The 22,141-nt window shown below is 61.9% G+C and carries 21 protein-coding genes, 1 tRNA gene and 1 riboswitch; of the genes, 9 read left to right on the top strand and 13 right to left on the bottom strand.

What is annotated here, in order from left to right; genetic code table 11:
• The first annotated feature begins 118 nt into the window (after positions 1–118).
• On the top strand, positions 119–1,675 hold the full coding sequence (locus M9924_10070) for an arylsulfatase (protein MCO5064753.1): 1,557 nt from the start codon (positions 119–121) through the stop codon (positions 1,673–1,675).
• Positions 1,676–2,008: 333 nt separating this feature from the next.
• Here the strand turns inward: M9924_10070 and M9924_10065 are convergent, their stop codons facing one another.
• From M9924_10065 to M9924_10045, 5 genes are all read right to left on the bottom strand, one after another.
• Complete coding sequence (locus tag M9924_10065) at positions 2,009–2,722, bottom strand: LrgB family protein (GenBank protein ID MCO5064752.1); 714 nt, start codon at positions 2,720–2,722, stop codon at positions 2,009–2,011.
• On the bottom strand, positions 2,715–3,074 hold the full coding sequence (locus M9924_10060) for a CidA/LrgA family protein (protein MCO5064751.1): 360 nt from the start codon (positions 3,072–3,074) through the stop codon (positions 2,715–2,717). The genes M9924_10065 and M9924_10060 overlap by 8 nt, the downstream gene beginning before the upstream one ends.
• Before the next feature lie 184 nt (positions 3,075–3,258).
• Positions 3,259–4,233 carry a magnesium/cobalt transporter CorA gene (gene corA, locus M9924_10055; GenBank protein ID MCO5064750.1) on the bottom strand — a complete coding sequence of 325 codons (975 nt, stop codon included), beginning with the start codon at positions 4,231–4,233 and terminating at the stop codon, positions 3,259–3,261.
• 297 nt (positions 4,234–4,530) lie between these two features.
• Positions 4,531–4,605, bottom strand: a tRNA-Glu gene (locus M9924_10050).
• Between the two features lie 63 nt (positions 4,606–4,668).
• Entirely contained in the window at positions 4,669–5,049 is a 381-nt protein-coding gene (locus M9924_10045) for a fimbrial protein (GenBank protein ID MCO5064749.1), read from the bottom strand.
• Between the two features lie 19 nt (positions 5,050–5,068).
• On the opposite strand from M9924_10045, the gene M9924_10040 reads away from it, so the two are divergent.
• Both M9924_10040 and rpoH read left to right on the top strand, forming a co-directional pair.
• Positions 5,069–6,097 (top strand): RluA family pseudouridine synthase, encoded by a 1,029-nt coding sequence (locus M9924_10040; protein ID MCO5064748.1) that lies wholly within the window; start codon positions 5,069–5,071, stop codon positions 6,095–6,097.
• 221 nt (positions 6,098–6,318) lie between these two features.
• Positions 6,319–7,227 (top strand): RNA polymerase sigma factor RpoH, encoded by a 909-nt coding sequence (gene rpoH, locus M9924_10035; GenBank protein MCO5064747.1) that lies wholly within the window; start codon positions 6,319–6,321, stop codon positions 7,225–7,227.
• Positions 7,228–7,279: 52 nt separating this feature from the next.
• Here the strand turns inward: rpoH and M9924_10030 are convergent, their stop codons facing one another.
• The gene (locus M9924_10030; protein MCO5064746.1) at positions 7,280–7,795 is read right to left on the bottom strand and encodes a gamma-glutamylcyclotransferase; all 516 of its coding nucleotides are present in this window, start codon (positions 7,793–7,795) and stop codon (positions 7,280–7,282) included.
• Between the two features lie 93 nt (positions 7,796–7,888).
• Here M9924_10030 and M9924_10025 point away from each other — a divergent pair, with 93 nt between their 5' ends.
• Positions 7,889–8,854 (top strand): DUF2125 domain-containing protein, encoded by a 966-nt coding sequence (locus tag M9924_10025; GenBank protein MCO5064745.1) that lies wholly within the window; start codon positions 7,889–7,891, stop codon positions 8,852–8,854.
• 174 nt (positions 8,855–9,028) lie between these two features.
• Here the strand turns inward: M9924_10025 and M9924_10020 are convergent, their stop codons facing one another.
• Both M9924_10020 and hisC read right to left on the bottom strand, forming a co-directional pair.
• Entirely contained in the window at positions 9,029–9,964 is a 936-nt protein-coding gene (locus M9924_10020) for a prephenate/arogenate dehydrogenase family protein (protein ID MCO5064744.1), read from the bottom strand.
• A gap of 1 nt (position 9,965) precedes the next feature.
• Positions 9,966–11,078, bottom strand: coding sequence for a histidinol-phosphate transaminase (gene hisC / locus M9924_10015; protein MCO5064743.1), 1,113 nt, complete (start codon positions 11,076–11,078; stop codon positions 9,966–9,968).
• Positions 11,079–11,199: 121 nt separating this feature from the next.
• A riboswitch (SAM riboswitch) is annotated at positions 11,200–11,276 on the top strand.
• A gap of 74 nt (positions 11,277–11,350) precedes the next feature.
• Between hisC and M9924_10010 the strand changes: the two genes are divergently transcribed.
• Together M9924_10010 and metW are read left to right on the top strand one after the other, a co-directional pair.
• A complete protein-coding gene (locus tag M9924_10010) occupies positions 11,351–12,517 on the top strand; it encodes a homoserine O-acetyltransferase (GenBank protein MCO5064742.1) in 1,167 nt (388 codons plus the stop codon).
• A 1-nt stretch (position 12,518) separates the two neighbouring features.
• A complete protein-coding gene (gene metW / locus M9924_10005; GenBank protein MCO5064741.1) occupies positions 12,519–13,133 on the top strand; it encodes a methionine biosynthesis protein MetW in 615 nt (204 codons plus the stop codon).
• A 2-nt stretch (positions 13,134–13,135) separates the two neighbouring features.
• Here metW and M9924_10000 read toward each other — a convergent pair whose 3' ends face one another.
• From M9924_10000 to M9924_09990, 3 genes are all read right to left on the bottom strand, one after another.
• Positions 13,136–14,971 carry an ABC transporter ATP-binding protein/permease gene (locus tag M9924_10000; protein ID MCO5064740.1) on the bottom strand — a complete coding sequence of 612 codons (1,836 nt, stop codon included), beginning with the start codon at positions 14,969–14,971 and terminating at the stop codon, positions 13,136–13,138.
• Positions 14,972–15,055: 84 nt separating this feature from the next.
• Positions 15,056–15,964: a lipid kinase gene (locus M9924_09995; protein MCO5064739.1), complete on the bottom strand. Its 909-nt coding sequence runs from the start codon at positions 15,962–15,964 to the stop codon at positions 15,056–15,058.
• A gap of 70 nt (positions 15,965–16,034) precedes the next feature.
• Positions 16,035–16,802 carry a class I SAM-dependent methyltransferase gene (locus tag M9924_09990; GenBank protein ID MCO5064738.1) on the bottom strand — a complete coding sequence of 256 codons (768 nt, stop codon included), beginning with the start codon at positions 16,800–16,802 and terminating at the stop codon, positions 16,035–16,037.
• 104 nt (positions 16,803–16,906) lie between these two features.
• Between M9924_09990 and gloB the strand changes: the two genes are divergently transcribed.
• The gene (gloB, locus tag M9924_09985) at positions 16,907–17,674 is read left to right on the top strand and encodes a hydroxyacylglutathione hydrolase (protein ID MCO5064737.1); all 768 of its coding nucleotides are present in this window, start codon (positions 16,907–16,909) and stop codon (positions 17,672–17,674) included.
• Between the two features lies 1 nt (position 17,675).
• Positions 17,676–18,107: a cupin domain-containing protein gene (locus M9924_09980; protein ID MCO5064736.1), complete on the top strand. Its 432-nt coding sequence runs from the start codon at positions 17,676–17,678 to the stop codon at positions 18,105–18,107.
• On the opposite strand, the gene M9924_09975 is transcribed toward M9924_09980, so the two are convergent.
• Both M9924_09975 and M9924_09970 read right to left on the bottom strand, forming a co-directional pair.
• A complete protein-coding gene (locus tag M9924_09975) occupies positions 18,092–19,705 on the bottom strand; it encodes a hypothetical protein (GenBank protein ID MCO5064735.1) in 1,614 nt (537 codons plus the stop codon). The two genes, M9924_09980 and M9924_09975, sit on opposite strands and share 16 nt — an antisense overlap.
• 66 nt (positions 19,706–19,771) lie before the next feature.
• Positions 19,772–21,061 carry an adenylosuccinate synthase gene (locus tag M9924_09970; protein ID MCO5064734.1) on the bottom strand — a complete coding sequence of 430 codons (1,290 nt, stop codon included), beginning with the start codon at positions 21,059–21,061 and terminating at the stop codon, positions 19,772–19,774.
• Positions 21,062–21,241: 180 nt separating this feature from the next.
• Between M9924_09970 and M9924_09965 the strand changes: the two genes are divergently transcribed.
• The gene (locus M9924_09965) at positions 21,242–22,141 is read left to right on the top strand and encodes a DMT family transporter (protein MCO5064733.1); all 900 of its coding nucleotides are present in this window, start codon (positions 21,242–21,244) and stop codon (positions 22,139–22,141) included.

Below are 22,141 nucleotides of genomic sequence, written 5' to 3'. Positions count from 1 at the left end.
TTTCCCGAACCGCCGCAATCGCCGGCGAACGCCCATATTCCCGAAATGCCGAAGTGGCTCGCAGAGCAGCACGTCGGGCCGTCCACCGTTTTTTCAAAAGAAGCTAGAGGATGTGAAAATGGCAAAGACACCCAAAGCAGATAAGCCGAACATATTGGTCATATGGGGAGACGATATCGGGCAATCGAATCTCAGTTGCTATACCCATGGTCTCATGGGCTACCGGACCCCGAACATCGACCGCCTGGCCAAGGAAGGAATGCTTTTCACCGACTCCTACGGCGAACAATCCTGCACAGCCGGACGATCGTCTTTCATCACCGGGCAAAGCGTCTACCGGACAGGACTGTCGAAAGTCGGCGTTCCCGCAGCACCGGTCGGCATGAGCGAAAAGCTGGTGACGATCCCGGCGGTTCTCAAGAATCTCGGCTATGCCACCGGCCAGTTCGGCAAGAACCATCTCGGCGACCTCAACCACATGCTGCCAACCAATCACGGTTTCGATGAGTTTTTCGGCAACCTCTATCACCTGAACGCCGAAGAAGAGCCGGAGATGTACGACTATCCGCCGGAGAAAGACTTTCCCAATTTTCGTGCGAACTTCGGACCTCGCGGCGTCATTCGCTCGTGGGCAACGGATGTGGACGACCCGACGGTCGAACCGCGATGGGGCAAGGTCGGCAAGCAGAAGATCGAGGACACCGGTCCGCTCACACGCGAGCGCATGGTGACCTGCGACGACGAATTTGCCGAAGCGGCGTCCGATTTCATCAAGCGACAGCATAAGGACGGGAAGCCCTTTTTCGTGTGGCTCAACTTTACCCACATGCACCTTTTCACACACACAAAGAAGGAAAGTCTCGGGCAGGCAGGCCGTTGGCAGTCGCCCTATCACGACACAATGATCGACCACGACAAGAACGTCGGCCAACTGCTCGACCTGCTGGATGAGTTGGGGATCGCCGACGATACGTTCGTCATGTATTCGACCGACAACGGCCCGCATCGCAATTCATGGCCGGACGGCGGCATGACACCCTTCCGTTCGGAGAAGAACACCAATTGGGAAGGCGCGTTCCGCATCCCGCTGCTGGCGCGGTGGCCCGGCCATATCGAGGCCGGCTCGGTCGCAAACGGAATCGTCCAGCACCACGACTGGTTGCCCACTTTCCTCGCCATGGCCGGAGCGCCGGACATCGTGGACAAGTTGAAAAAGGGCTATGAGGCCATTGGCCGGACATACAAGAACCACATCGACGGCGTGAACCTTGTGCCTTACCTGACCGGCAAGGAGAAAGAGAGCCCGCGCAATCTTTTCGTCTACATCAGCGATGACGGCGACATACTGGCGATCCGGTACGACAACTGGAAGATCGTGTTCATGGAGCAGAGATGCCAGGGGACGTTACAGGTCTGGGCCGAGCCATTCGTAAGACTACGCTTACCGAAACTGTACAATCTCAGGACCGATCCGTACGAGTTCGCCGATGTCACGTCGAACACCTATTACGACTGGTTCCTGCATCGCGACTACATCATATTGGCGGGTCAGACGATTGCCGGCAAATTCGCTGAAACCTTCAAGGACTTTCCGCCCATACAGCGTCCGAACAGCTTCACCATCGATGACGCGCTTGCGAAGATGGCAGACGCCTCCGGCGGCGGCTTGCACTAAGCTTTGAAGCAGGGGCGGCGGGAATGCTCGCCGCCTCCGCTCCGCATGCAAACAGGTTGCGGTGCTAGAGCGTTTCATGGTTAGGATGAATCATTCTGTTTGTCGTTTGGCGAGGCGATCCACAAGGAAGGTCGCGAAGAACGGGCTGGTTGCCCGGTCGAGCGGCATGACGAAGTGGGTGTCCGCCAAACGCAAACCCGAAGGGCCGGGCCGGTTTGCGCCAAATCCTTCGGTCTTTGTCTTGTCCGGGCCACCAGCCCGCCCTTCGACAAACCCCTTGGCCTTGCCGCAAACCGTCGCCGGCAGAATGCTTCAACCTAACCATGAAACGCTCTAGAAAAGCGACAGGATAAGCGGAGCGAGGAATGCGGTGAGAACCGCATTCAAGCCCATGCCGATCGATGCAAAGACACCTGCCGTCTCGTTCACCTGGAACGCCCTGACGGTGCCGAAGCCGTGCGCCGCCACGCCAACGGCAAAGCCCCGCGCGCGCCAGTCGGTAAACCGGAACAGGTTCAGCATGGGCGTGACCATTATGGCCCCACCGATTCCCGTCAGGATCACGATGACTGCAGTGAGCGTGGGCTGCCCGCCGATGTTCTCGGAAATGCCGATGGCAACCGGCGCCGTTGCCGATTTCGGCGCGATCGTGGCGAGCAGTTCATGGTCCGCGCCGAACATCCAGGCGATGCTGAGCGCGGAAGAAATCGCCGCGAACGACCCTGCGAAGAGTGCCGCAGCAGCGGGAAAAATCGCCTTGCGGATCGCCGACAGATTTTCCTGAAGCGGCACGGCGAGGCACACGGTTACCGGGCCGAGCATGAAATGGATGAACTGCGCACCGGCAAAATACCGCTCATAGCTGGTGTCGGTGATCTCAAGCAAAATGGCGAGCAGGACCACCGCTATCAGTACGGCGTTGAACACAGGGTTACGCCCGGATTTCACAAACAGCGTCTCGCCGATCTGGTAGGCGAAGAGCGTCGCGCAAAGCCACAGCAGGGGTTGCTGCGAAAGGTACGACCAGATCTTGAAAGCGTCAGTCATCGGACCTGCTCCCGGTCAGGCGCGCGACAAGGACGAAGGTCGCCGCCCCGACGAGGATTGCGAGCGCGGTCGAAACGAGGATCGATACGGTCAAGGCAAACCAGTGCGCCTGGAGCACCTGCAGATTGGCGACGACGCCCACCCCGACCGGCACGAACATGAGCGCCAGATATCTCAGCAGGCCTTTGGCAACCGGCGAAATGATCTCGCGCAGCCCCGGCGAAATGTTCAAGGCCACAGCCATGAACACCATTCCGAGGACAGGTCCCGGCAAGGGCAGATGTATCGCCCGCGCGATGACCTCTCCGGTCAGTTGAAAAAGCAATATGATGGCGAATGCTGGAACAAGCATCCTGCGTCTCCTGGCAATTCACGGACGGAGACTTCATAGCCTGAAACGGAGAAGGGATGCACACCCAACTGTTCATGGCAGGCATTCGCAACCGGGAGTGGTTCGCTGCTTCAGGAGGTGGAAGGCCGCAGATGCAGGCGATCACAAACCCGGGCGTGCGGGGAGGAGTTTGACGACTTGCGCTCTACAGCCATCCCTGACGCTTGAACCACCAATACGGAACCACAGCGGCTACAACCATCAGGAGGAGCGCCGCCGGATATCCAAATGCCCATTTCAGTTCCGGCATTATGTCAAAATTCATTCCGTAGATTGATGCAACCAGCGTCGGGGGAAGGAATACGACGGCGGCTACGGAGACGATCTTGATGATTGCATTTTGTTGAATGTTGATCATCCCCAAGGTTGCATCGAGCAGAAACGTAATCTTGTTGCTCAGCGATTCAGCGTGAGCCGTCAGGGAATTGATGTCACGGGAGATCGTTTTCACCCGGGAACGAAGATCGGAGCTTTGTTTGCCTTCAAGTGAAACGCTCGTGAGATAGCTGCCCAGCCGCTGCAAGCTCACCAGACTATACTGAATGTTGGACAGAAAATCCTCTTTGCGTCCTATGCGCCGGAGCAGCACCTGAAATCCGATGTCACGTTTCGATGCGTTGCTTTCGCTCGGATGAAAGATTTCGCCGGACAAGTCGACCACGTCCCGGCTAACCGCTTCCAGCAAATCGGCCAACCTGTCCACAATCGCTTCAAGCAGCCCCAGGAGAATCGACTGTCCGTTGTTGCATTGGAGGTCCGAAGCCTCCGCTCGCATGGGAAAAGTCTGGAACGCTCGTGGCTCATGGTATCTCACCGTTACAAGCTTTCCCTTGGCAAGAACGAAAGTTACGGGACCGACGACATTTCTTTCCGTATCAGAATGTGCCGGCAGGATAACCGTCATGAAGTGAGCGCCGTTTTCGCTGTACAAGCGAGACGAAATCTCGATTTCCTCCATTTCATCGCGCGTTGGAACGTTGACGCCGAGCCAACCTTCGATGACTGCCTCTTCCTCGTCAGTCGGGTTGGCCAGATCAACCCAAACAGCTTTGCTGTTCAGATCCGATGGATCAGCTATCAAGCGCAGGCGCCCGCTCTCGGCAGCAAAAACTCTCAGCATAACAGTCGTTCTGACTTGGTTGGCTTTAGGGTCCATGCATACGACCAATCGGGTGCCAGCCGCCAGTACTCAAAGCTGTATAAAGCGCTTACGGTGGGATTGACCCTTGAAACAAAGCCGGCCGACACCAGCCAGACATGCCTAGCGGTTGGACGCACCAACTCGTCGCGGCGCAAGGCGCGGCTTGGATGAATTCGCATACGCGCAACAGGTTTCGACCATCGGCGCGGCTCAAACGACTTTCTTAACGATCATCTGCTGGTCTTGCCGCAGAAGCGTCCAAGCGAAAGATATTGCTGGTACGCCCAAGGGGAATCGAACCCCTGTTTGCGCCGTGAGAGGGCGCCGTCCTGACCGCTAGACGATGGGCGCAGCAAGAATGCGCATATAGGCAATATGCGCGCGGTTGGCAACATCGTTGCGCATCGCTTCGGCTCAGTTCGGCGCGATCTCGAAACGGCCCGCCATTCTGTTCGATCCGAGATCGAACACATAGATCGCCTGAGTGCCAGCCGCCTCTTCGACCAAGAGCGATATCTTGTCGCCCGACAGCGACTGCGAGAGCACCCGCGCGCCTTTCGGAAGCGCGATTGTGCCTTCGAGCGGCGCGCCCGCCGGAACGGCCAATGCCTGCGGTTCCGCCGTGGTGGGCGTTGCGATGCGCGACTTGTAGACAATCGCGCCGACGACAGCCATAAGGGCCACGAACAAAAGGCCGAGATTGATCCCCATGAAGCGGATCATCTTGCGCCGCACCTTCTCCACCGCAGGATCGAGCGGCTTTTCGTCGTCGGTGTCGAAAGCGGGATTGGTCATGCAAGACGGTCCAGTGCAAATGAGCGCTCCTGATAACGAAGAGACGGACGGATTGATAGTGCTGACCGCCGCCGCAAACGATGCCGGCCAGCGCCTTGACCAATGGCTTGCCGCAAGGCTCGCCCCGCAGCTTTCGAGGAGCCGCATCCAGGCCCTGATCCGCAAGGGAGCCGTGACGCTCGACTCGATCACCGTAGCCGAGACGCGGCAGAAGCTGAAAGGCGGCGAAACGGTCCGCATCGCCGTGCCGGAAGCCGAACCCGCCGAGCCGCAGGGAGAGGACATTCCCCTCGATATATTGTTCGAGGATGACGAGCTGATCGTCATCAACAAGCCGGCAGGACTGGTCGTTCACCCTGGTGCAGGCAACTGGACCGGCACGCTCGTCAATGCGCTGATCCATCATTGCGGCGACAGCCTGTCGGGCATTGGCGGCGTGAAGCGGCCCGGCATCGTGCACCGGCTGGACAAGGACACCAGCGGCGTTCTCGTGGCGGCGAAAACGGATCGCGCCCACAAGGCGCTGTCGGACGCCTTTGCCGATCATGGCCGGAACGGCGCGCTGGAACGCGCTTATGTGGCGCTCGTCTGGGGCAGCCCCTCGCGTCCGACAGGCACGGTCGACGCCGCACTCGGTCGCGCCGCCGACCGTGTGCGCCGCGCCGTGGTGCCCGAAGGCCGAGACGACGCCCGCCATGCGGTCACGCACTATTCGGTTCTGGAGCGCTTCGGCGCGCAGAAGGACGGATCGTTCACGGCCTCACTGCTGGAATGCCGGCTGGAGACGGGCCGCACGCACCAGATCCGCGTCCACATGGCGCATATCGGCCATCCGCTGGTTGGCGACAGGGACTACGGCCAGTCGCACCGCACCAAGGCGAACCGCCTGCCGCAGCCACTGCAACAGCAAGTGCTGGATTTTCCCCGGCAGGCGCTGCACGCGCGCCTTCTTGCGTTCAGGCACCCGGCCACCGATATATTGATGAGCTTCGAGGCGCCGATACCGCGCGACATGGAGGAACTCATCGACGGGTTCCGGGCATTGTGAGTGCGGGCGGGAACAGTAACATTGATGCGAGCCTCAACATTCCTGACTGGCCTTCAGCCGGGCGAGGTGCCATTTTGTTCCCAGTGGAACAGATATTGAACTTTCTGATTTCATCCCTATCTAAGCTTGTTGCACGGCGCTGAGGAAGCCTTGTTTTCTGAAGGCCGGCACCATGTTCGCCTTGATCGGGAACATGGAGATGAAAAGGAGGGGTGCTGTTAATGGCCCAATCACTGCCAAGTATTGTTTCGGGCGAAGGCGGGCTTTACCGCTATCTCGAAGAAATCCGCAGATTTCCGATGCTGCAACCGCAGGAAGAGTACATGCTCGCCAAGCGGTATCAGGAGCATCATGACACGAACGCCGCGCACAAGCTGGTAACCAGCCATCTGCGGCTCGTTGCAAAGATCGCCATGGGCTACCGTGGCTATGGACTGCCCATTGGAGAGGTTATCTCCGAGGGCAATGTCGGCCTGATGCAGGCCGTCAAGAAATTCGAGCCGGAGCGCGGCTTCCGCCTTGCGACCTACGCGATGTGGTGGATCAAGGCTTCGATCCAGGAATATATCCTGCGCTCGTGGAGCCTCGTGAAAATGGGCACCACGGCAAACCAGAAGCGACTGTTCTTCAACCTTCGCAAGGTGAAGGGCAAGATTCAGGCTCTGGAAGACGGCGACCTGAGGCCCGACCAGGTGAAGGAAATCGCCACCAAGCTGAATGTCTCCGAGGAAGAGGTCGTTTCGATGAACCGCCGCCTTTCCGGCGATGCATCGCTCAATGCCCCGATTCGCGCAACGGAAGGCGAATCCGGTGAGTGGCAGGACTGGCTGGTGGATGACCATGACAGCCAGGAGGCAATGCTCATCGAGCAGGACGAACTGGAAAATCGCCGCGCCATGCTGGAAGGCGCGCTGGGCGTGCTGAACGATCGCGAACGGCGCATCTTCGAGGCGCGCCGCCTGTCGGAGGACCCGATCACGCTCGAGGATCTTTCGACCGAGTTCAACATCAGCCGCGAACGCGTGCGCCAGATCGAGGTGCGGGCGTTCGAGAAGGTGCAGGACGCAGTGCAGGCAGCCGCCCGCAAGCAGGCACAGTCGCTGCGCACCATCGAGGCGCAGCCGGCCTAAAACCGGACACGGAATGGAGAAAGGCCGGGCCTCGCAGCCCGGCCTTTTTTGTTCAGGCAAGCCTCGCTGCGACTCGCTCCAGCCAATGGTCGCTGATGCCGAGCGCATGCAGGTGCTCGATGGTGGAGCGGACATAGTCGGGATTCGCTCCGCTTTGCCCCTGTGCCGTGCGCACGATCTCGGCGGCGTGCGCTTCGTCAATCCGTCCGGCATATTGTTCGTGTCGAGGATCGGCGACATAGGTGACAGCCCGAACCTGCCGCCCGTCAGCAAGGCGAACCGGCAGGAGGCGCTCCAGATAGACATTCGTCACCAGTTCGCGGGCACGCAGATACGTCATGACCTCGCCCTGCAAGTCGCCCGGAACGCGGAACGCCAGCCCGACGCACGAGCCGCCACGGTCGAGCCCGAGCACCAGCCCCGGTCGCTCACGGGTGCCGCGATGCACCCAGGATTTTACGCAAAGCGCCCGTCGATAGCCCGACAGGCGCGCCCGGCTCGTCTCCACATGCGCGAATCCCGGATTCCAGATCAGCGAACCGTAGCCAAAAACCCAAAAATCGCCCATATCCCAAAGCCTGATCCGAACCGCCGTCCGACCTACGAGAGAGCCGACATGTCGTCAAGCGAAGCGCCGCGTTCAAGAAGCAGTCGCCGATTCATGTGGCTTGCGCTTTTCATTATCGTGTTGTTCGGCGGCTACAGCGCCGGTTGGTACTGGCTGGCGCAGCAGGCAACGCAGCGTGTCGACGACGCCGTCGCGCGACTGAACGACGACGGGCGCACCACGATCTGCGAAAACCGGCAGATTGGCGGCTTCCCGTTTCGCCTCGGCCTGACCTGCGACAGCGTGGCCTATGAGGACGATGTGAACCATATCGTCGCGACATCGGGCGGCCTGCGAACCGCCGCGCAGGTTTACGAACCGCTCAAGACAATCGCCGAACTGGATGGCCCGCTGCGCGTCGAAGCTCCGGGTATAACGCCGCTGTTTATCGAGTGGGATTCGCTGAGAGCTAGCGCCCGGCTGGCGCGCCCGGTGCCCACATTGATTTCCGTCGAAGCGCAAGGGCTGTCCGGTATCTCCGACCCGGACGACGAGACGGACCCGGTGGATTTCTTCAGTGCCGAGCAGGCGGAAGCGCATCTGCGCCCGAACGGCCCGGATCTTGATTGGGCGGGCAGTTTCCGGCAATTGGAGATCGATCCGGGCGCTGTCGGCAACCGCACATTGCCGGTTTTCGACGGCGAGGGCGACGCGACGATAAGAAATGGCGTCGCGCTCATCCAATCGCGCCCGAAGAGCCTGCGGGGCCAGTCCGTGGAAATCAGGAAGCTCGCGCTGGTCTCAGGAGAGGCGCAGATGGAATTGAGCGGACCGATCGCCATAGACACGAACGGCCTGGTCGATGCCTCGCTCCGGCTCGGGATGAAGAACCCGGCAGCCGTCTCCACGATATTCCAGACGGCGGTGCCCGAGCGCGCGAATGAGATCGGTCAGGCCTTCGCGGCTCTTGGCATGCTCGGGGACACGCCCTCCGTCCCGATCAAGATCGAGAAAAGCAGGATCAAGCTCGACCTGATCCTGGGTTCCGTCACGCTCGGACAATTGCCGCCTGTCGAGTAGGCATCCACCCCTCATCCGCCTGCCGGCACCTTCTCCCTCAAGGGGAGAAGGCAGACTTCGCCAGAGCCTCGCTTATTCTGCAACCTTGGTGGTTGAAGTCGGCGCTTGCGCAATTCCCTTCTCCCCTTGTGGGAGAAGGTGCCGGCAGGCGGATGAGGGGTATCTATCCAGCGCCTAGGTTTTCGTCGGATGCTCCGCGACGTGACGGCCAAAGTCCGGCGCGTCGACCTCCTGCCCTGCCTCGATGATCGAGCGGCGCACGCCGCGCGTGTGCGTGAAAAGGTCGAAGAGCTTGTCCCCGTCCCCCCACCTTATCGCGCGTTGCAGGGCCGCAAGGTCCTCCGAGAACCGCGAGAGCATTTCGAGGATAGCGTCCCGATTGTGCAGGCACACATCCCGCCACATGGTTGGGTCGGACGCAGCGAGACGCGTGAAGTCCCGGAAGCCCGATGCCGCATATTTGATGACCTCGGTCTTCGACACATTCTGGAGGTCGTCGGCTGTGCCCACGATGTTGTAGGCGATGATGTGCGGCAGATGCGAGACGATGGCCAGCACCTTGTCGTGATGGGCAGCGTCCATGACATCGATATTGGAGCCGCAGCGCCGCCAGAATTCCGACAGCCGCTCCAGCGCCTCCGGGTCGGTGTCCGGCAGCGGAGTGAAGATGCACCAACGGTTTTCGAACAGTTCCGCAAAACCCGCATCCGGTCCCGATTTCTCGGTGCCGGCGAGCGGATGGCCTGGAATGAAATGCACCCCCTCCGGCACGAAGGGAGACATCTGGGCAATGACACTCGCCTTGGTGGAGCCGACATCGGTGAGGATCGCGCCCGGCTTCAGAACGGGCGCGATCGCCTCGGCCACCGCGCCGGACGAGCCGACCGGAACGGAAACGATGACGAGGTCCGCGTCCTTCGCCGCTTCGGCGGGATCGGAATGATAGGAATCGCCGAGCCCCAATTCCTGCGCACGCTTCAACGTGGCGGTGCTGCGGCTTGCGATGGCGACGTGACGGGCAAGGCCCTTCGCAGCGATAACCCGCGCCAGCGAAGAACCGATCAGACCGATGCCGATAAGGGCGATCCGGTCAAACATGGGTTCGGACATATCACTTTCCCAGAAACTCTTTGAGCGCGGCGATCACACCGCGATTTGCCTCTTCCGTGCCGACGGACATGCGCAGGGCATCTGGAAATCCGTAGGCGGCGACGCGGCGCAGGATGAACCCCCGCGCCAGCAGATATTCGTCGGCGCGCTCGGCACAGTATCGCTCGGCGGAAGGAAAGTGCATCAGGAGGAAATTGCCCACGCTGGGCGTGACGCGCAGGCCGAGCTTCGTCAGTTCCTCCGTCAGCCATGCCAGCCATCTGGTATTGTGCTCGACGGAGCGCGTGACGTGCTCGCGGTCCTGCATCGCCGCGACGCCAGCCTCGATCGACATGGCGGTGACGTTAAACGGATCGCGCACCCGGTCCATCGCTTCGATGATGTGCGACGGCGCATAAATCCAGCCGATGCGCGCGCCACCGAGTCCGTGCACCTTGGAGAAGGTGCGCGTCATCACGACATTTTCGGACGAGCCGACCAGTTCGACGCCCGCTTCATAATCATTGCGGCGCACGAACTCAGCATAGGCTGCGTCCAGCACCAGAATGGCGTGCTTCGGCAGCCCGGCCTGAAGGCGGCGCACCTCGTCAAAGGGCAGGTACGTGCCGGTCGGATTGTTCGGATTGGCAATAAACACGATCCTGGTGCGCTCGGTGACGGTGGCGAGGATCGCGTCCACATCTGTCCGCTCATTCGTTTCCGGCGCGGTGACCGGGGTCGCCCCGGTCATCTGGATATAGATCCTGTACTGGAGAAAGCCGTGCTCGGTGACGATGCCTTCGTCGCCCGGCTGCAGATAAAGGCGGGCCAGAAGCGCCAGCGCCTCGTCGGACCCGTTGAAGCAGATGATGTTCGCGGCGTTGAGGCCATGGGTCTCGGCGATTGCCTGGCGCAGGCGCGTGGAGCGACCGTCGGGATAAAACTCCATGCGTTCCGCCGCCGCCCTGACGGCCTCGATCGCCTTCGGCGAAGCGCCGAGCGGGTTCTCGTTCGACGACAGCTTGAACACCTTCGCCACGCCCGGATGCGCCGACGACTTGCCCGGCACATAGGCTTCGATGTCCATCACACCCGGATTGGGTTCGGGACGGGAAAGGGCTCTTGCGCGTGACATTCGTTTCGCCTGCGATGAATTGCGTCAGGGCAATAGCCCCCGTTCATGGGAATGTCGAGGGCATGGCTTGGTCCACCGCATTTCGCTCCGTTGACGTATGCCCCGCGCAAGCTTAAATAACCTCCGAACCCGTGGTGATTTGCCGGTCGGCTTGCAGCCACGTTAAACAAGTCGCTAAAGGGCCGTGTCAGTCTGGCAACCGGCATTTGCGACGAGGCAATGCCGGTTTTTTGTTGGGCATCTGGCCCGGCTGGCCGGCGAAAGTGAGTGAAATGGCCGCGCCGCGCCGCAAGACGAAGAACAATGAGGCAGACAATCCGTCGAGCCCGGTGCTGCGCTTCGGCGCGGACCGGCCGCTGGTGCTGGAAGCGGGCGTCTCCCTTTCCCCGTTCCAGATCGCCTATGAGACCTATGGCGAGCTGAATGCGGCGCGGTCCAACGCCGTGCTGATCTGCCACGCGCTGACCGGCGACCAGTATGTTGCGAGCAACAACCCCATCACCGGTAAGCCGGGCTGGTGGGAGGTTTTGATCGGGGCGGGCAAGATCATCGACACCAACCGCTTTTTCGTCATATGCCCGAACGTCGTCGGCTCCTGCCTCGGCTCCACGGGTCCAGCCTCGACCAACCCGGCGACCGGCAAGCCATACGGGCTCGACCTGCCATTGATCACCATTCGCGACATGGTGCGCGCGCAGGCGATGCTGGTCGACCATTTCGGCATCGACCAGCTTTTCTGCGTCATCGGCGGCTCGATGGGCGGGATGCAGGTTCTGGAATGGACGTCGAGCTATCCCGAGCGCGTGTTTTCCGCGCTGCCGATGGCGACCGGCTCGCGCCATTCGGCGCAGAATATCGCCTTCTACGAGGCCGGGCGGCAGGCCGTCATGGCCGACCCCGACTGGCGCGGCGGAAAATATATCGAGGCGGGCGTGCGGCCTGAAAAGGGGCTCGCGGTCGCGCGCATGATCGCGCACATCACCTATCTTTCGGAGGCCGCGCTGCACCGCAAGTTCGGGCGCAATTTGCAGGACCGTCCGAAGCTCACCTTTTCCTTCGACGCCGACTTCCAGATCGAAAGCTATCTGCGCCACCAGGGCATGACCTTCGTGGATCGCTTCGACGCCAATTCCTATCTCTATCTCAGCCGGGCAATGGACTATTTCGACATGGCCGCCGACCATGACGGCCATCTCGCCTCCGCCTTCAAGAACACGCATACGCGCCTCTGCGTGGTCTCCTTCACCAGCGACTGGCACTTCCCGACCGAGGAAAGCCGGGCGCTGGTGCACGCGCTCAATGCGTCGGGCGCGCCGGTCTCATTCGTCGAGATCGAGACCGATCGCGGCCACGACGCCTTCCTGCTGGATGAGCCGGAACTGTTCAACGCCATTGGCGGCTTCATCGCATCCGCCGCGCGCGACAAGGGACTCGCCTGACATGACCGTGAACGCGACCCCGCGCATCGACCTGCAGGTCATTGCGGACCTCATTCCCGACAGTGCCAAGGTGCTGGACGTGGGCTGCGGCGACGGCGAACTGCTGGAACTGCTGCGCAACCGCAAGTCAATCGACGGGCGCGGCGTCGAGATATCCCAGCGCGGTGTCAATGAATGCGTCGCGCGCGGATTGTCCGTGATCCAGGGCGATGCGGACACCGACCTCGTCTACTATCCCGACAATTCGTTCGACTTCGCGCTGTTGTCCCAGACCCTTCAGGCAACGCGCAATCCCCGCACCGTTCTGGAGCACCTTCTGCGGATCGGACAGCACGTCATCGTGTCCTTTCCGAATTTCGGCCATTGGCGGGTGCGCTCCTCCCTGTTCTTTCGCGGGCGGATGCCGGTGACCAAGGACCTTCCCTACGACTGGTACGACACGCCGAACATCCATTTCTGCACCATCCGCGATTTCGTCGTTCTGTGCGAGGAAGTCGGCGCGAAGGTGGAGAAGGCCGTTGCCATCGACGGCAACGGCCAGAAGATCGTCTTTTCGATGCCGTGGTGGTTCTGGAACTTCTTCGGACAGCAGGCGGTGTTCCTGCTGCGCCGATAAATTTACTTGCCTGCCCGCGCCAACCGCCTTTGCCGCTGCTTTACCGGCGAAGCCAACGCGCGTGAGGCGAAATCGACCGGCTTGAGCGCCCTGCCCTGCGTGTCCTTCGCGAGCGCAACCTGACGCTTGAAGAAGGTCATGTTGGGCAGAAGACGTCCGATGTTGATGACGGTCGATTTCGGCAGTTCGCTCTCCAGCAGGCTGTAGATGTCCCGCCGGCAGGTGGCGTCGAGCGCATCGAGCGATTCGTCGATCACCACCCAGTCCGGCTTGTGGACGGCCAGACGGGCAAAGGCCAGCAATCGCTGGTCGTCCTCGTTCAGTTCCTTGTCCCAGCGGGTTTCATGGTCGAGCGAATCGGCCAGCCTGTTGAGACCGACGCGCTTGAGCGCCGCGTCCAGCACCGTGTCCGGGAACGCACCCGCCTGCATCGGATAGGACAGCACGCGCCGCAGCGACCCGCGCGGCAGGTATGGCGTGCGCGGGAAGAAGAACATGGTTTCGTCCTTCGGCATTTCGATCCGCCCCCTGCCCCACGGCCACAGGCCGGCGAGCGCCCGGAAAAACAGCGTCTTTCCCGCGCCGGGATCGCCGGTAATCAGCACGCGCTCGCCCTGTTTGATCGTCACGCGATCTTCCTCCAGCCTCGTGCAGCCCGTCGGGGAGACGATCTCCAGCCCGTCCAGCTTCAATTGCTTGCGCGCGCTTTCGGCAAACTCGATGCGTTGCTCGCCGCCATGCAAATGGTCCGCCTCGACAAGGGCGGCGCGGAACGAGGCCACGCGCAACAGCGTCGCCCGCCAATCCGCAATCGCGCCGATATTGTTGATGAACCAGCGCAGCGACGAATGCACCTGGTTGAAGGCCCCGACGGCCATCATCAGGCCCCCGAACGTGATATCTCCGGCAAAATAGACCGGCGAAGCCACGAGGATCGGCGCGACGATCGTCAGCCAGCCATATCCGTCGGTCACCCATTCAAGACGAATCTGCACCGTGTAGATGCGCATGATGGACGCCAGCAGATTGGCAAGGTCGCTTTCCATCCGCCGCTTTTCGTCCTTTTCGCCGCCCGCAATGGCGATGGCGTCGACATGCTCGTTCACACGCATCATGGAAAAGCGCAGGTCCGCCTCCCGCGCATAGCGTTCGGCATTCAGGTTAATCAGCGGGCGGCCGACCAGCCATGTGATGACGGATGCCGAACCCGCATAGATGAACGCGGCCCAGACCATGTAGCCCGGTATGGAATAGGTTTCGCCGCCGATGTGGAAAACGAAGCCCGAGGACAACGACCACAAAATGCCGACGAATGAGACGAGGAGGATCGAGGACTGGAACAGGCCGAAAGATAGTCCGGTGACGAGGTCGGCCAGATGGCCGGCATCTTCCTGCATGCGCTGGTCCGGATTGACGCCGATAGCTCCCGCATTTGCCAGCCGGAACGCGCGGCGAGGCTTCATCCATTCCGCGATGAGGTCCTGCGTCAGCGCCTCGCGCAGGCGCAGCCGGAATCGCTGGTTCAGCCATGTCTGCGAAACGCCGAGCGCGAGCAGGCCGCCCGCGATCAGCGCGAACATTTCGAGCTGGCGGAGGAGCGCCGACAGGTCGCGCCGTTCGATGGCGTCATAGAACGGGGCGTTCCATCTGTTCAGGATGATCTGCCCGAGCGAGGTGGCTATGATCACGGCGACCGCGCAAAGCCCCAGCACGATGATCCTGTTGCGCAAAGGCGAACCGTGAAACGCCTCGCGCATCGTCGCGAGTTGTGCCCGAAACCCTATCGCCTCTGCCGCCTCGGCCGGTGCTGGTGCTGCTGTCGTGGACTGGTCGGACATAGTGCGAATCCCATGAAGAGGCAGCAGTCTTAGAGTGTTTCATGGCGAGGTTGAAGCATCTGCCGAAGCGCGCAGTCGCACGCATCAACCTTGTTTCTGCGGGCGCTCGCTCGGCGCGTAGACGCGCACGGATTTCGGCCGGATGCGGAAATGCGCGGGCGTCCATGTCGTCAGCTCGCCATCGGTGTTGACGGGGCGCGGGCGGCTGGTGCGCACGGTGACCTCCGTCGTCTTGAAGGCTCGCACATCGTCCCATTGCCCCTGCGTGCCGCGCCGCAGGCTCGGCAGCAGCCGCAGCAGGCGCCACCAATGGTCGACTTCGAGGCTATAGACATCCAGCCAGCCGTCATCCGCCGTGGCCGTTTCCTCGACGGTCATGCCGCCGCCATAGTGACGGCCATTGCCGACCGAAATCTGCATGGTGCGGATTGTTTCCGTCGAATCGTCATGGTCGAGGAAGGCCTTGAACAGCCGGGAGCGCGCCAGGAGCCGCGCGGCCACGATGCCGTAGCCAAGCGAACCCCAGCGCTTCTTCGCGTGTGCGGTCAACTCGCCCGCCAGTTCGGCGGAAAAGCCGATGCTGGCGACGTTGAAGAAAAGATGTCCGTTGACCTCGCCGAGATCGATCAGCTTCGGCTGGCCAGCCGCGATGATCTGCGCCGCCTGCACGGGATCGGGCGGGATGCCGAGCGTGCGCGCAAAATCGTTCGCCGTGCCGAGCGGCAGGACGCCCAGCGGCAGGCCCGTATAGACCAGCCCGGCAGCGGCGGCGTTCAACGTCCCGTCGCCGCCGCCGATGATTGCGAGATCGACATTGCGGGCGCGCCGCGAAATAAGTTCCGACAGGTTCTCCTGTTCCGCGGTCGATGCCTCTTCAAGGCCGATGCCTCCGGCACGCAGCACGTCCTTGACCGCATCGATCGATTCGGCGCCGCGCCGCGCGCGCGGATTGACGATCAACAGGGCTTTTCTGGTCTGCTTTCGCGTCAAGATGGTCGCTCACGCTCGAAATGTCGGCCTATATTTAGGGTGGGAACCTCGGCACGGCCAGCACAGCAAAGATTTAGCGGCGCAGCTTTGACTGCGTGCCGCCGACACGGTGATTCAACGCCGCGCCCTGCGGGCTGAGCACCGGCACGAATACCCTGCGCGATGCGCGCTTGGCGGCGGGAAGCGCCTGATAGAGGCGCTTCTGCGCTTCAACTACGATCACCCCGGAGAAGATCGGCCAGAAGCGGCGTCCGAGCCGTTCCATCGTGCTGTGAAACCGCAGGATCCAGCGCCGCTTCGACGGCGGATAGAACAGTGCGTCCGCCCAGGCGGAGGGCGTGAAATTCGCCTCCCTCAACAGCGTGTCGAGCTGGCTGCGCGAATAGGGTCGGCCAGTGCCGAAAGGCGTGTGCTCGAACCGCGCCCACACGCCGCGACGGTTCGGCACGACGATGACGACGCGGCCCGAAGGTGACAGCACGCGCCAGATTTCATTTAGCGTCTCGCGCGGATTTTCCGAATGTTCAAGAGTATGGACAAGCAGGACCCGGTCCACGGACGCATCCACCAGTGGCAGTTCCTCCTCGAACACGAGCGCAGTGGCCGCAGGCGTGTCGGCGGGCCAGCGCACGGCGCCCTGCGCCGCCGGCATGAACGCGATGGTCCTGTCTGCGTCGGTCCCGAACCTCTCCAGCCAGGGCAGCGTGTAACCGATCCCAACGAGCCTTTCCTTCGGGACCTTGGCCCAGATGCTCGAAAGCGCCATCGTGATGGAGCGTTCCGCGAGGCGGCCGGTCAGGCTGGCATAGAATGAACGAAGATTGACAATGTCCGAACTCATGCGCGAGACGCTATCCGGCCCGGCCGACTGTTTCAACATGCGCGGCGGATGACATCGCGCTTGCCGCCGCCTACACTTGGGCCGCGGAAGCAAGAGGACATGCAATGACCATCGTGATCGATCAGTTCAACTGCCGCAGCGACAATTTCTGCGTCCTGGTGCACGACACCGGCAGCGGCCTGACGGCGTTGATCGACGCGCCGGAGGAAAGCAGCATCCTTGCAGCGATTGAGCGGACCGGCTGGACGCCTTCGCTGATCTTCACGACGCATCATCATGGCGACCACGTCGAGGCGAATCTCGCGCTCAAGAGCCGTTTCGGCCTGAAGATCGTGGCACCCGAGAGCGAAGCTGACCGCATCCCGGGCGTCGACGAAACGGTGAAGGACGGCGACACGCTGGATTTTGCGGGCGAGCCGGTTTCCGTGATCGCGACGCCCGGCCATACGGCCGGCCATGTCAGCTACCACTTCGCCCGTTCACGCGTGGCGTTCACAGGCGACACGCTTTTCGCGATGGGATGCGGCAGGCTGTTCGAATGTCCTCCTGCGGTGATGCATGATTCGCTGGGCAAGCTCGCCGCCCTGCCGGCCGACACCACCGTTTATTGCGGCCATGAATATACGCTTTCCAACGCCCGTTTCGCGGTGACGGTCGACCCGCTGAACGAGGCGCTTGCAAACCGCCTGACACAGGTCGAGGCACTTAGGGCGGAAGGCAGGCCAACCCTGCCGACGACGATTGCAGACGAACTCGCGACCAACCCGTTCCTGCGCTGCGCGGACCCGTCCATCCGGGCCGATCTCGGCATGACCGGCGCGAGCAATGCGGACGTCTTTGCGGAAATCCGCAAGCGCAAGGACAATTTCTGAGATGACGGCGCAGGAAATCATTGCCGCGCTCGAATTGTCTCCGCACCCGGAGGGCGGCTGGTACACCGAGACATTGCGTGACAATCCCTCAGGCGGGCGCGGGCACTCCACCGCGATCTACTTCCTGCTTGAACAGGGTCAGATTTCGGCGTGGCATCGTGTCAAGGACGCAGCGGAGGTCTGGCATTTTTATGCAGGCGCACCGCTATTGCTCAGCGTCGCGCCATCTTCCGGGCCGGTCGAGGCTGCAATACTCGGCGCGGGGATCAAAAATGGAGAACGACCACAGGCAGTGGTTCCAGCCGGATATTGGCAAAGTGCGCGAAGTCTTGGCGATTGGACCCTTGCAGGCTGCACCGTTGCGCCGGGTTTCGATTTCTCAGGCTTCGAAATGGCCGCACCGGGTTGGGAACCGGGTCAGCCGCTGCTCTGAATGCCCCAGGCCTTCAGGACATCATCGAACACCTTTTCACCCGGAATGCCCTTTTCCATCGTGATGAGCGCGCGGCGACCGGATTTGTAGACAATCGGCACATCAAGCCAGCTACGCTCCCGCAAGAGGCGCATATTGGCATCCATGTCCTGCTGGGCATCGTTGAGCGCTATCAGGAAAAAGCCGTCCGAAATCTTGGCGGGAATACCGGAAAGAGGCGTGCCCGCGTCCTGCTCGGACGATTTCAGAGCGACCCGCAGCACATTGTCGATGCCGCCACCCTCGAAATTCTGGGGCGTGAGAAAGATCATCTCGATGATATGGCTTGCAGGAAGGGTCGTATCCGCATTGCGCCTTATGGTCATGCGCAACTGGACTTCCTTGCCGGGAATTGTCGCTTCCGCACGGATTGCAGGCTCCGGCGGCCTGTCGCCGCCCGGCGATTCCTGCACCACGGACCAGACGATCGAGCCGGGCTCCGCCGAACCGTCGGCGGAATTTGTCCGTTCCTCGTAGAAGATGGCGCGCTGGCCGACAGGCACGGCGGCGGCCTGATCGGCCGGGGCGGCCTGTTCGGCAGGCGCCGCCGGCGCTTCCACTGGCGGCGCGACATCACTCGGAGCAGTCTGCGCGGTATCCGCCGGTTGGTCAGCGGGCGGCTGCGCGTCCTCCGGCTGGTCCGTGCCCTGCTGCCCGGCAGCCGGATCCTGTGGTCCTTCCTGTATGACCGGCGACGCCTGATTGCTGGTCGCTTCGGCGACCGACGATCCTTCGCCGACGGTGGACCCCGACTGGGCAGGCCCGGCATCGGCTTCGGACCCGTCGGGATTGAGCTGCTGTGTGAATTTTACCGGACCGTTCGAGGCGGGCGGCTGCTCCGGCGTCTCGCTTCCGACATCTGCCGCGACAGGCGGGTTGTCGCCTGGCGCTGGTGCGGGCGCCTGTGACGGCGCATTAAGAGAACTGGTCAGGTCGGCGACCATGCTCTGAAGCTGGTCCTTGTTCAGCCATGCCGCATAGCCACCTCCGGCGAGCGCGATCAGGAGCAGGAGAGCCGCAATCAGGCGGCCGAAACCACGGCGCGGAGCGGGCTCTTCCGGCAGATATTCCTGTTGGGATGGCGGCACGTCATAGCCGTCATCGTCGTCCAGCGGCTCGTACTCGTCCTCTTCGGCCTGCAGCGGCGGCGGCGCCTGCCGCACTGGCTGCTGGTGAGGCGCAGGGGGACGCGACGTCGGCGTCGTGACCGAGCGCGGCTGCTCAGCCGAACGATAGGTTTCCGCCGGGCGCGGCTTTGGCGGAATGACGGCCTGATTCTTCAAGCCGTTGAGTGAATTGAGCACATTCTCAAGTTCGTCCAGCGGCTCGGTGCGGCGCGCCGGAGCAGGCGGCGCGAACGACCTCTCGACCTCCGCGATTGCCTCTTCCAGCGACCGGCGTTGACGTTCTGCAACGGCGGCCGGCGGCGGCGGATTCATGCCGGCAAGCTTCGCCCCTATCGTGCTGCGCGCCTTGTCATAGACGCGCTGGCGCATTTCGGGACTTGTCTCGCCAAGCCCCTCGAGCGTCCGCTTCAATACTGCCACAAAATCTGACATTCAAATCCGACCTGAATTCCTCGCGCCCGCCCCCCGATGCATGCAAATCAGGCACGGCGCGTAAAATTAGTCTTGAAAAGGGTCCGTCACAAGTATCGTGTCGTCGCGCTCCGGACTGGTTGACAACAAAGCCACCGGCGCCCCGATCAGTTCCTCTATGTGGCGAACATATTTGACAGCCTGCGCCGGAAGTTCCGCCCAACTGCGTGCCCCTGCTGTCGTCTGAGTCCACCCTTCAAGCGTTTCGTAAATCGGCTTAACCGCAGCTTGTGCCCGCATTGAGGCAGGAAGGTAGTCGATTCGCTTGCCGTCAAGCTCATAAGCGACGCAGACCTTGATCTCCTTGAGACCGTCCAGCACGTCGAGCTTGGTGAGCGCGATTCCCGAAATGCCGGATGTCTTGACCGTCTGGCGGACCAGCACCGCGTCGAACCAGCCGCAACGGCGGGGGCGGCCCGTATTGACGCCCACCTCGCGCCCGACGGTTGCGAGATGCTCGCCGATTTCGTCGTGCAGTTCACACGGGAACGGCCCCTCACCGACGCGCGTGGTGTAGGCCTTGGTGATGCCCAGCACATAGCCGATCGCAGTCGGCCCGAGCCCGGAGCCTGCGGCTGCCTGTCCGGCCACTGTGTTGGAAGAGGTGACAAAGGGATATGTGCCATGGTCATTGTCGAGCAGCGCGCCCTGCGCGCCCTCGAACAGGATGCGCGCGCCGACACGGCGCTTTTCTTCGAGCACCCGCCACACCTGATCCATGAAGGGCAGGATCTCGTCGGCAATCGACATCAGTTCGTCATAGATCTTGCCTGCATCGATTTCCTCGATCCCCATGCCGCGACGGAGGGCATTGTGGTGTCCGAGCAGGCGCTCGATCTTCACCATGAGCGTATCCGGTTCGGACAGGTCGACCAGCCGGATGGCGCGCCGCCCGACCTTGTCCTCATAGGCCGGGCCGATGCCGCGCTTGGTGGTCCCGATCTTGAGACCTCCCGTCGCATCTTCCCGAATCGCGTCGAGTTCGCGATGCAGCGAAAGAATGAGCGGCGCGTTGTCGGCGATGCGCAGTATTTCCGGGTTGATCTCGACACCTTGCCCGCGCAACTTCGCGAGTTCCTGGACGAAATGGTGCGGATCGACGACGACGCCGTTGCCGATGACCGAAAGCTTGCCCTGCACGAGGCCGGAGGGAAGCAGGGCGAGTTTGTAGCTGACGCCGTCGATGACGAGCGTATGTCCGGCATTGTGGCCGCCATGGTAGCGAACGACGACGTCGGCACGCTCCGACAGCCAGTCCACAATCTTTCCCTTGCCCTCGTCGCCCCATTGCGAGCCGACAACCACAACATTCGCCATATCTGAACCCTGATGAATCGCCCGGAGGAGAAGTCGATATCTCGAAACCAGCGCTCTATACCGCCTGAACCCCGAAAGCGACAATCCTTTTCAGCCGAATGGCTGGGATAGCGTTTCAGCCGGCGTGCCGGTTTACTCCATTGCGACCCTCGTTTAGATGCCGACCCGTTGGGACACGAGATGCATCTGCGCGCCTATATCTACCTGCTGCTGACAACCCTTTTCTGGGGCGGCAATGTCATTGCGGGAAAGCTCGCCGTCGGCCACATCTCTCCGATGCTGCTCACGGCGGGCCGTTGGGGGCTGGCATTCCTGCTGATGCTGGCGATCGGCTTCCACAATCTGAAACGCGACTGGCCGCTGATAAAGCAGCATTGGATGCTGCTCGCGATGCTCGGCATTCTCGGCTTCGCACTCTTCAACGTCGCGCTCTACACCGCGCTCGAATTCACCTCGGCGCTCAACGTCAGCATCGAGCAGGCCGCCATTCCCATGCTGATCTTCCTGCTGAATTTCCTGTTCTTCAGGACCAGGGCGAGCTGGGGCCAGATCGCCGGGTTGCTCGTCACCCTGCTTGGCGTCGCACTGACGGCGAGCCATGGCGAGTTGCGGCGGCTTCTGGCGCTTGACCTGAACTTCGGGGACGCGATCATGCTGGTCTCCATTCTCGTCTATGCCGGATACACCGTCATGCTGCGCTACAGGCCGAACATCCACTGGCATTCGCTGATGATCGCGCTGTCGGGTGCGGCGTTTGTCGGCTCGCTGCCCTTTGCGGTGGCGGAATTCGCATCCGGGTCGGGCGTCCTCCCCGACACGCGCGGATGGAGCCTGCTGCTCTACGCGGTGATTTTTCCTTCACTGCTGGCGCAGGTGCTCTACGTGAAGGGAATCGAACTGATCGGCGCGAACCGGGCGGGCCTGTTCATCAATCTGGTGCCGGTGTTCGGCGCGGTGTTGTCAATCCTCCTGCTGGGGGAGGCGTTCCACCTGTATCATGCCGTCGCGCTGGCGCTCGTATTCGGCGGCATCGCGCTTGCGGAAATCAGCGGACGCCGCGTCGGCGCGGCGCCCGCCTGA

The sequence above is a fragment of the Rhizobiaceae bacterium genome (assembly GCA_023953835.1).
In the GTDB taxonomy this organism is placed as follows: Bacteria; Pseudomonadota; Alphaproteobacteria; order Rhizobiales; family Rhizobiaceae; genus Mesorhizobium_G.
Note: the sequence above shows the minus strand (reverse complement) of the source record. Positions and strands in the feature narration are given on the sequence as shown.

Coding starts and splice junctions, on each gene's coding strand:
- M9924_10070 (MCO5064753.1), top strand. CDS start 119: ATGGCAAAGACACCCAAAGCAGATAAGCCGAACATATTGGTCATATGG.
- M9924_10065 (MCO5064752.1), bottom strand. CDS start 2,722: ATGACTGACGCTTTCAAGATCTGGTCGTACCTTTCGCAGCAACCCCTG.
- M9924_10060 (MCO5064751.1), bottom strand. CDS start 3,074: ATGCTTGTTCCAGCATTCGCCATCATATTGCTTTTTCAACTGACCGGA.
- corA (MCO5064750.1), bottom strand. CDS start 4,233: ATGCTGAGAGTTTTTGCTGCCGAGAGCGGGCGCCTGCGCTTGATAGCT.
- M9924_10045 (MCO5064749.1), bottom strand. CDS start 5,049: ATGACCAATCCCGCTTTCGACACCGACGACGAAAAGCCGCTCGATCCT.
- M9924_10040 (MCO5064748.1), top strand. CDS start 5,069: ATGAGCGCTCCTGATAACGAAGAGACGGACGGATTGATAGTGCTGACC.
- rpoH (MCO5064747.1), top strand. CDS start 6,319: ATGGCCCAATCACTGCCAAGTATTGTTTCGGGCGAAGGCGGGCTTTAC.
- M9924_10030 (MCO5064746.1), bottom strand. CDS start 7,795: ATGGGCGATTTTTGGGTTTTTGGCTACGGTTCGCTGATCTGGAATCCG.
- M9924_10025 (MCO5064745.1), top strand. CDS start 7,889: ATGTGGCTTGCGCTTTTCATTATCGTGTTGTTCGGCGGCTACAGCGCC.
- M9924_10020 (MCO5064744.1), bottom strand. CDS start 9,964: ATGTCCGAACCCATGTTTGACCGGATCGCCCTTATCGGCATCGGTCTG.
- hisC (MCO5064743.1), bottom strand. CDS start 11,078: ATGTCACGCGCAAGAGCCCTTTCCCGTCCCGAACCCAATCCGGGTGTG.
- M9924_10010 (MCO5064742.1), top strand. CDS start 11,351: ATGGCCGCGCCGCGCCGCAAGACGAAGAACAATGAGGCAGACAATCCG.
- metW (MCO5064741.1), top strand. CDS start 12,519: ATGACCGTGAACGCGACCCCGCGCATCGACCTGCAGGTCATTGCGGAC.
- M9924_10000 (MCO5064740.1), bottom strand. CDS start 14,971: ATGTCCGACCAGTCCACGACAGCAGCACCAGCACCGGCCGAGGCGGCA.
- M9924_09990 (MCO5064738.1), bottom strand. CDS start 16,802: ATGAGTTCGGACATTGTCAATCTTCGTTCATTCTATGCCAGCCTGACC.
- gloB (MCO5064737.1), top strand. CDS start 16,907: ATGACCATCGTGATCGATCAGTTCAACTGCCGCAGCGACAATTTCTGC.
- M9924_09980 (MCO5064736.1), top strand. CDS start 17,676: ATGACGGCGCAGGAAATCATTGCCGCGCTCGAATTGTCTCCGCACCCG.
- M9924_09975 (MCO5064735.1), bottom strand. CDS start 19,705: ATGTCAGATTTTGTGGCAGTATTGAAGCGGACGCTCGAGGGGCTTGGC.
- M9924_09970 (MCO5064734.1), bottom strand. CDS start 21,061: ATGGCGAATGTTGTGGTTGTCGGCTCGCAATGGGGCGACGAGGGCAAG.
- M9924_09965 (MCO5064733.1), top strand. CDS start 21,242: ATGCATCTGCGCGCCTATATCTACCTGCTGCTGACAACCCTTTTCTGG.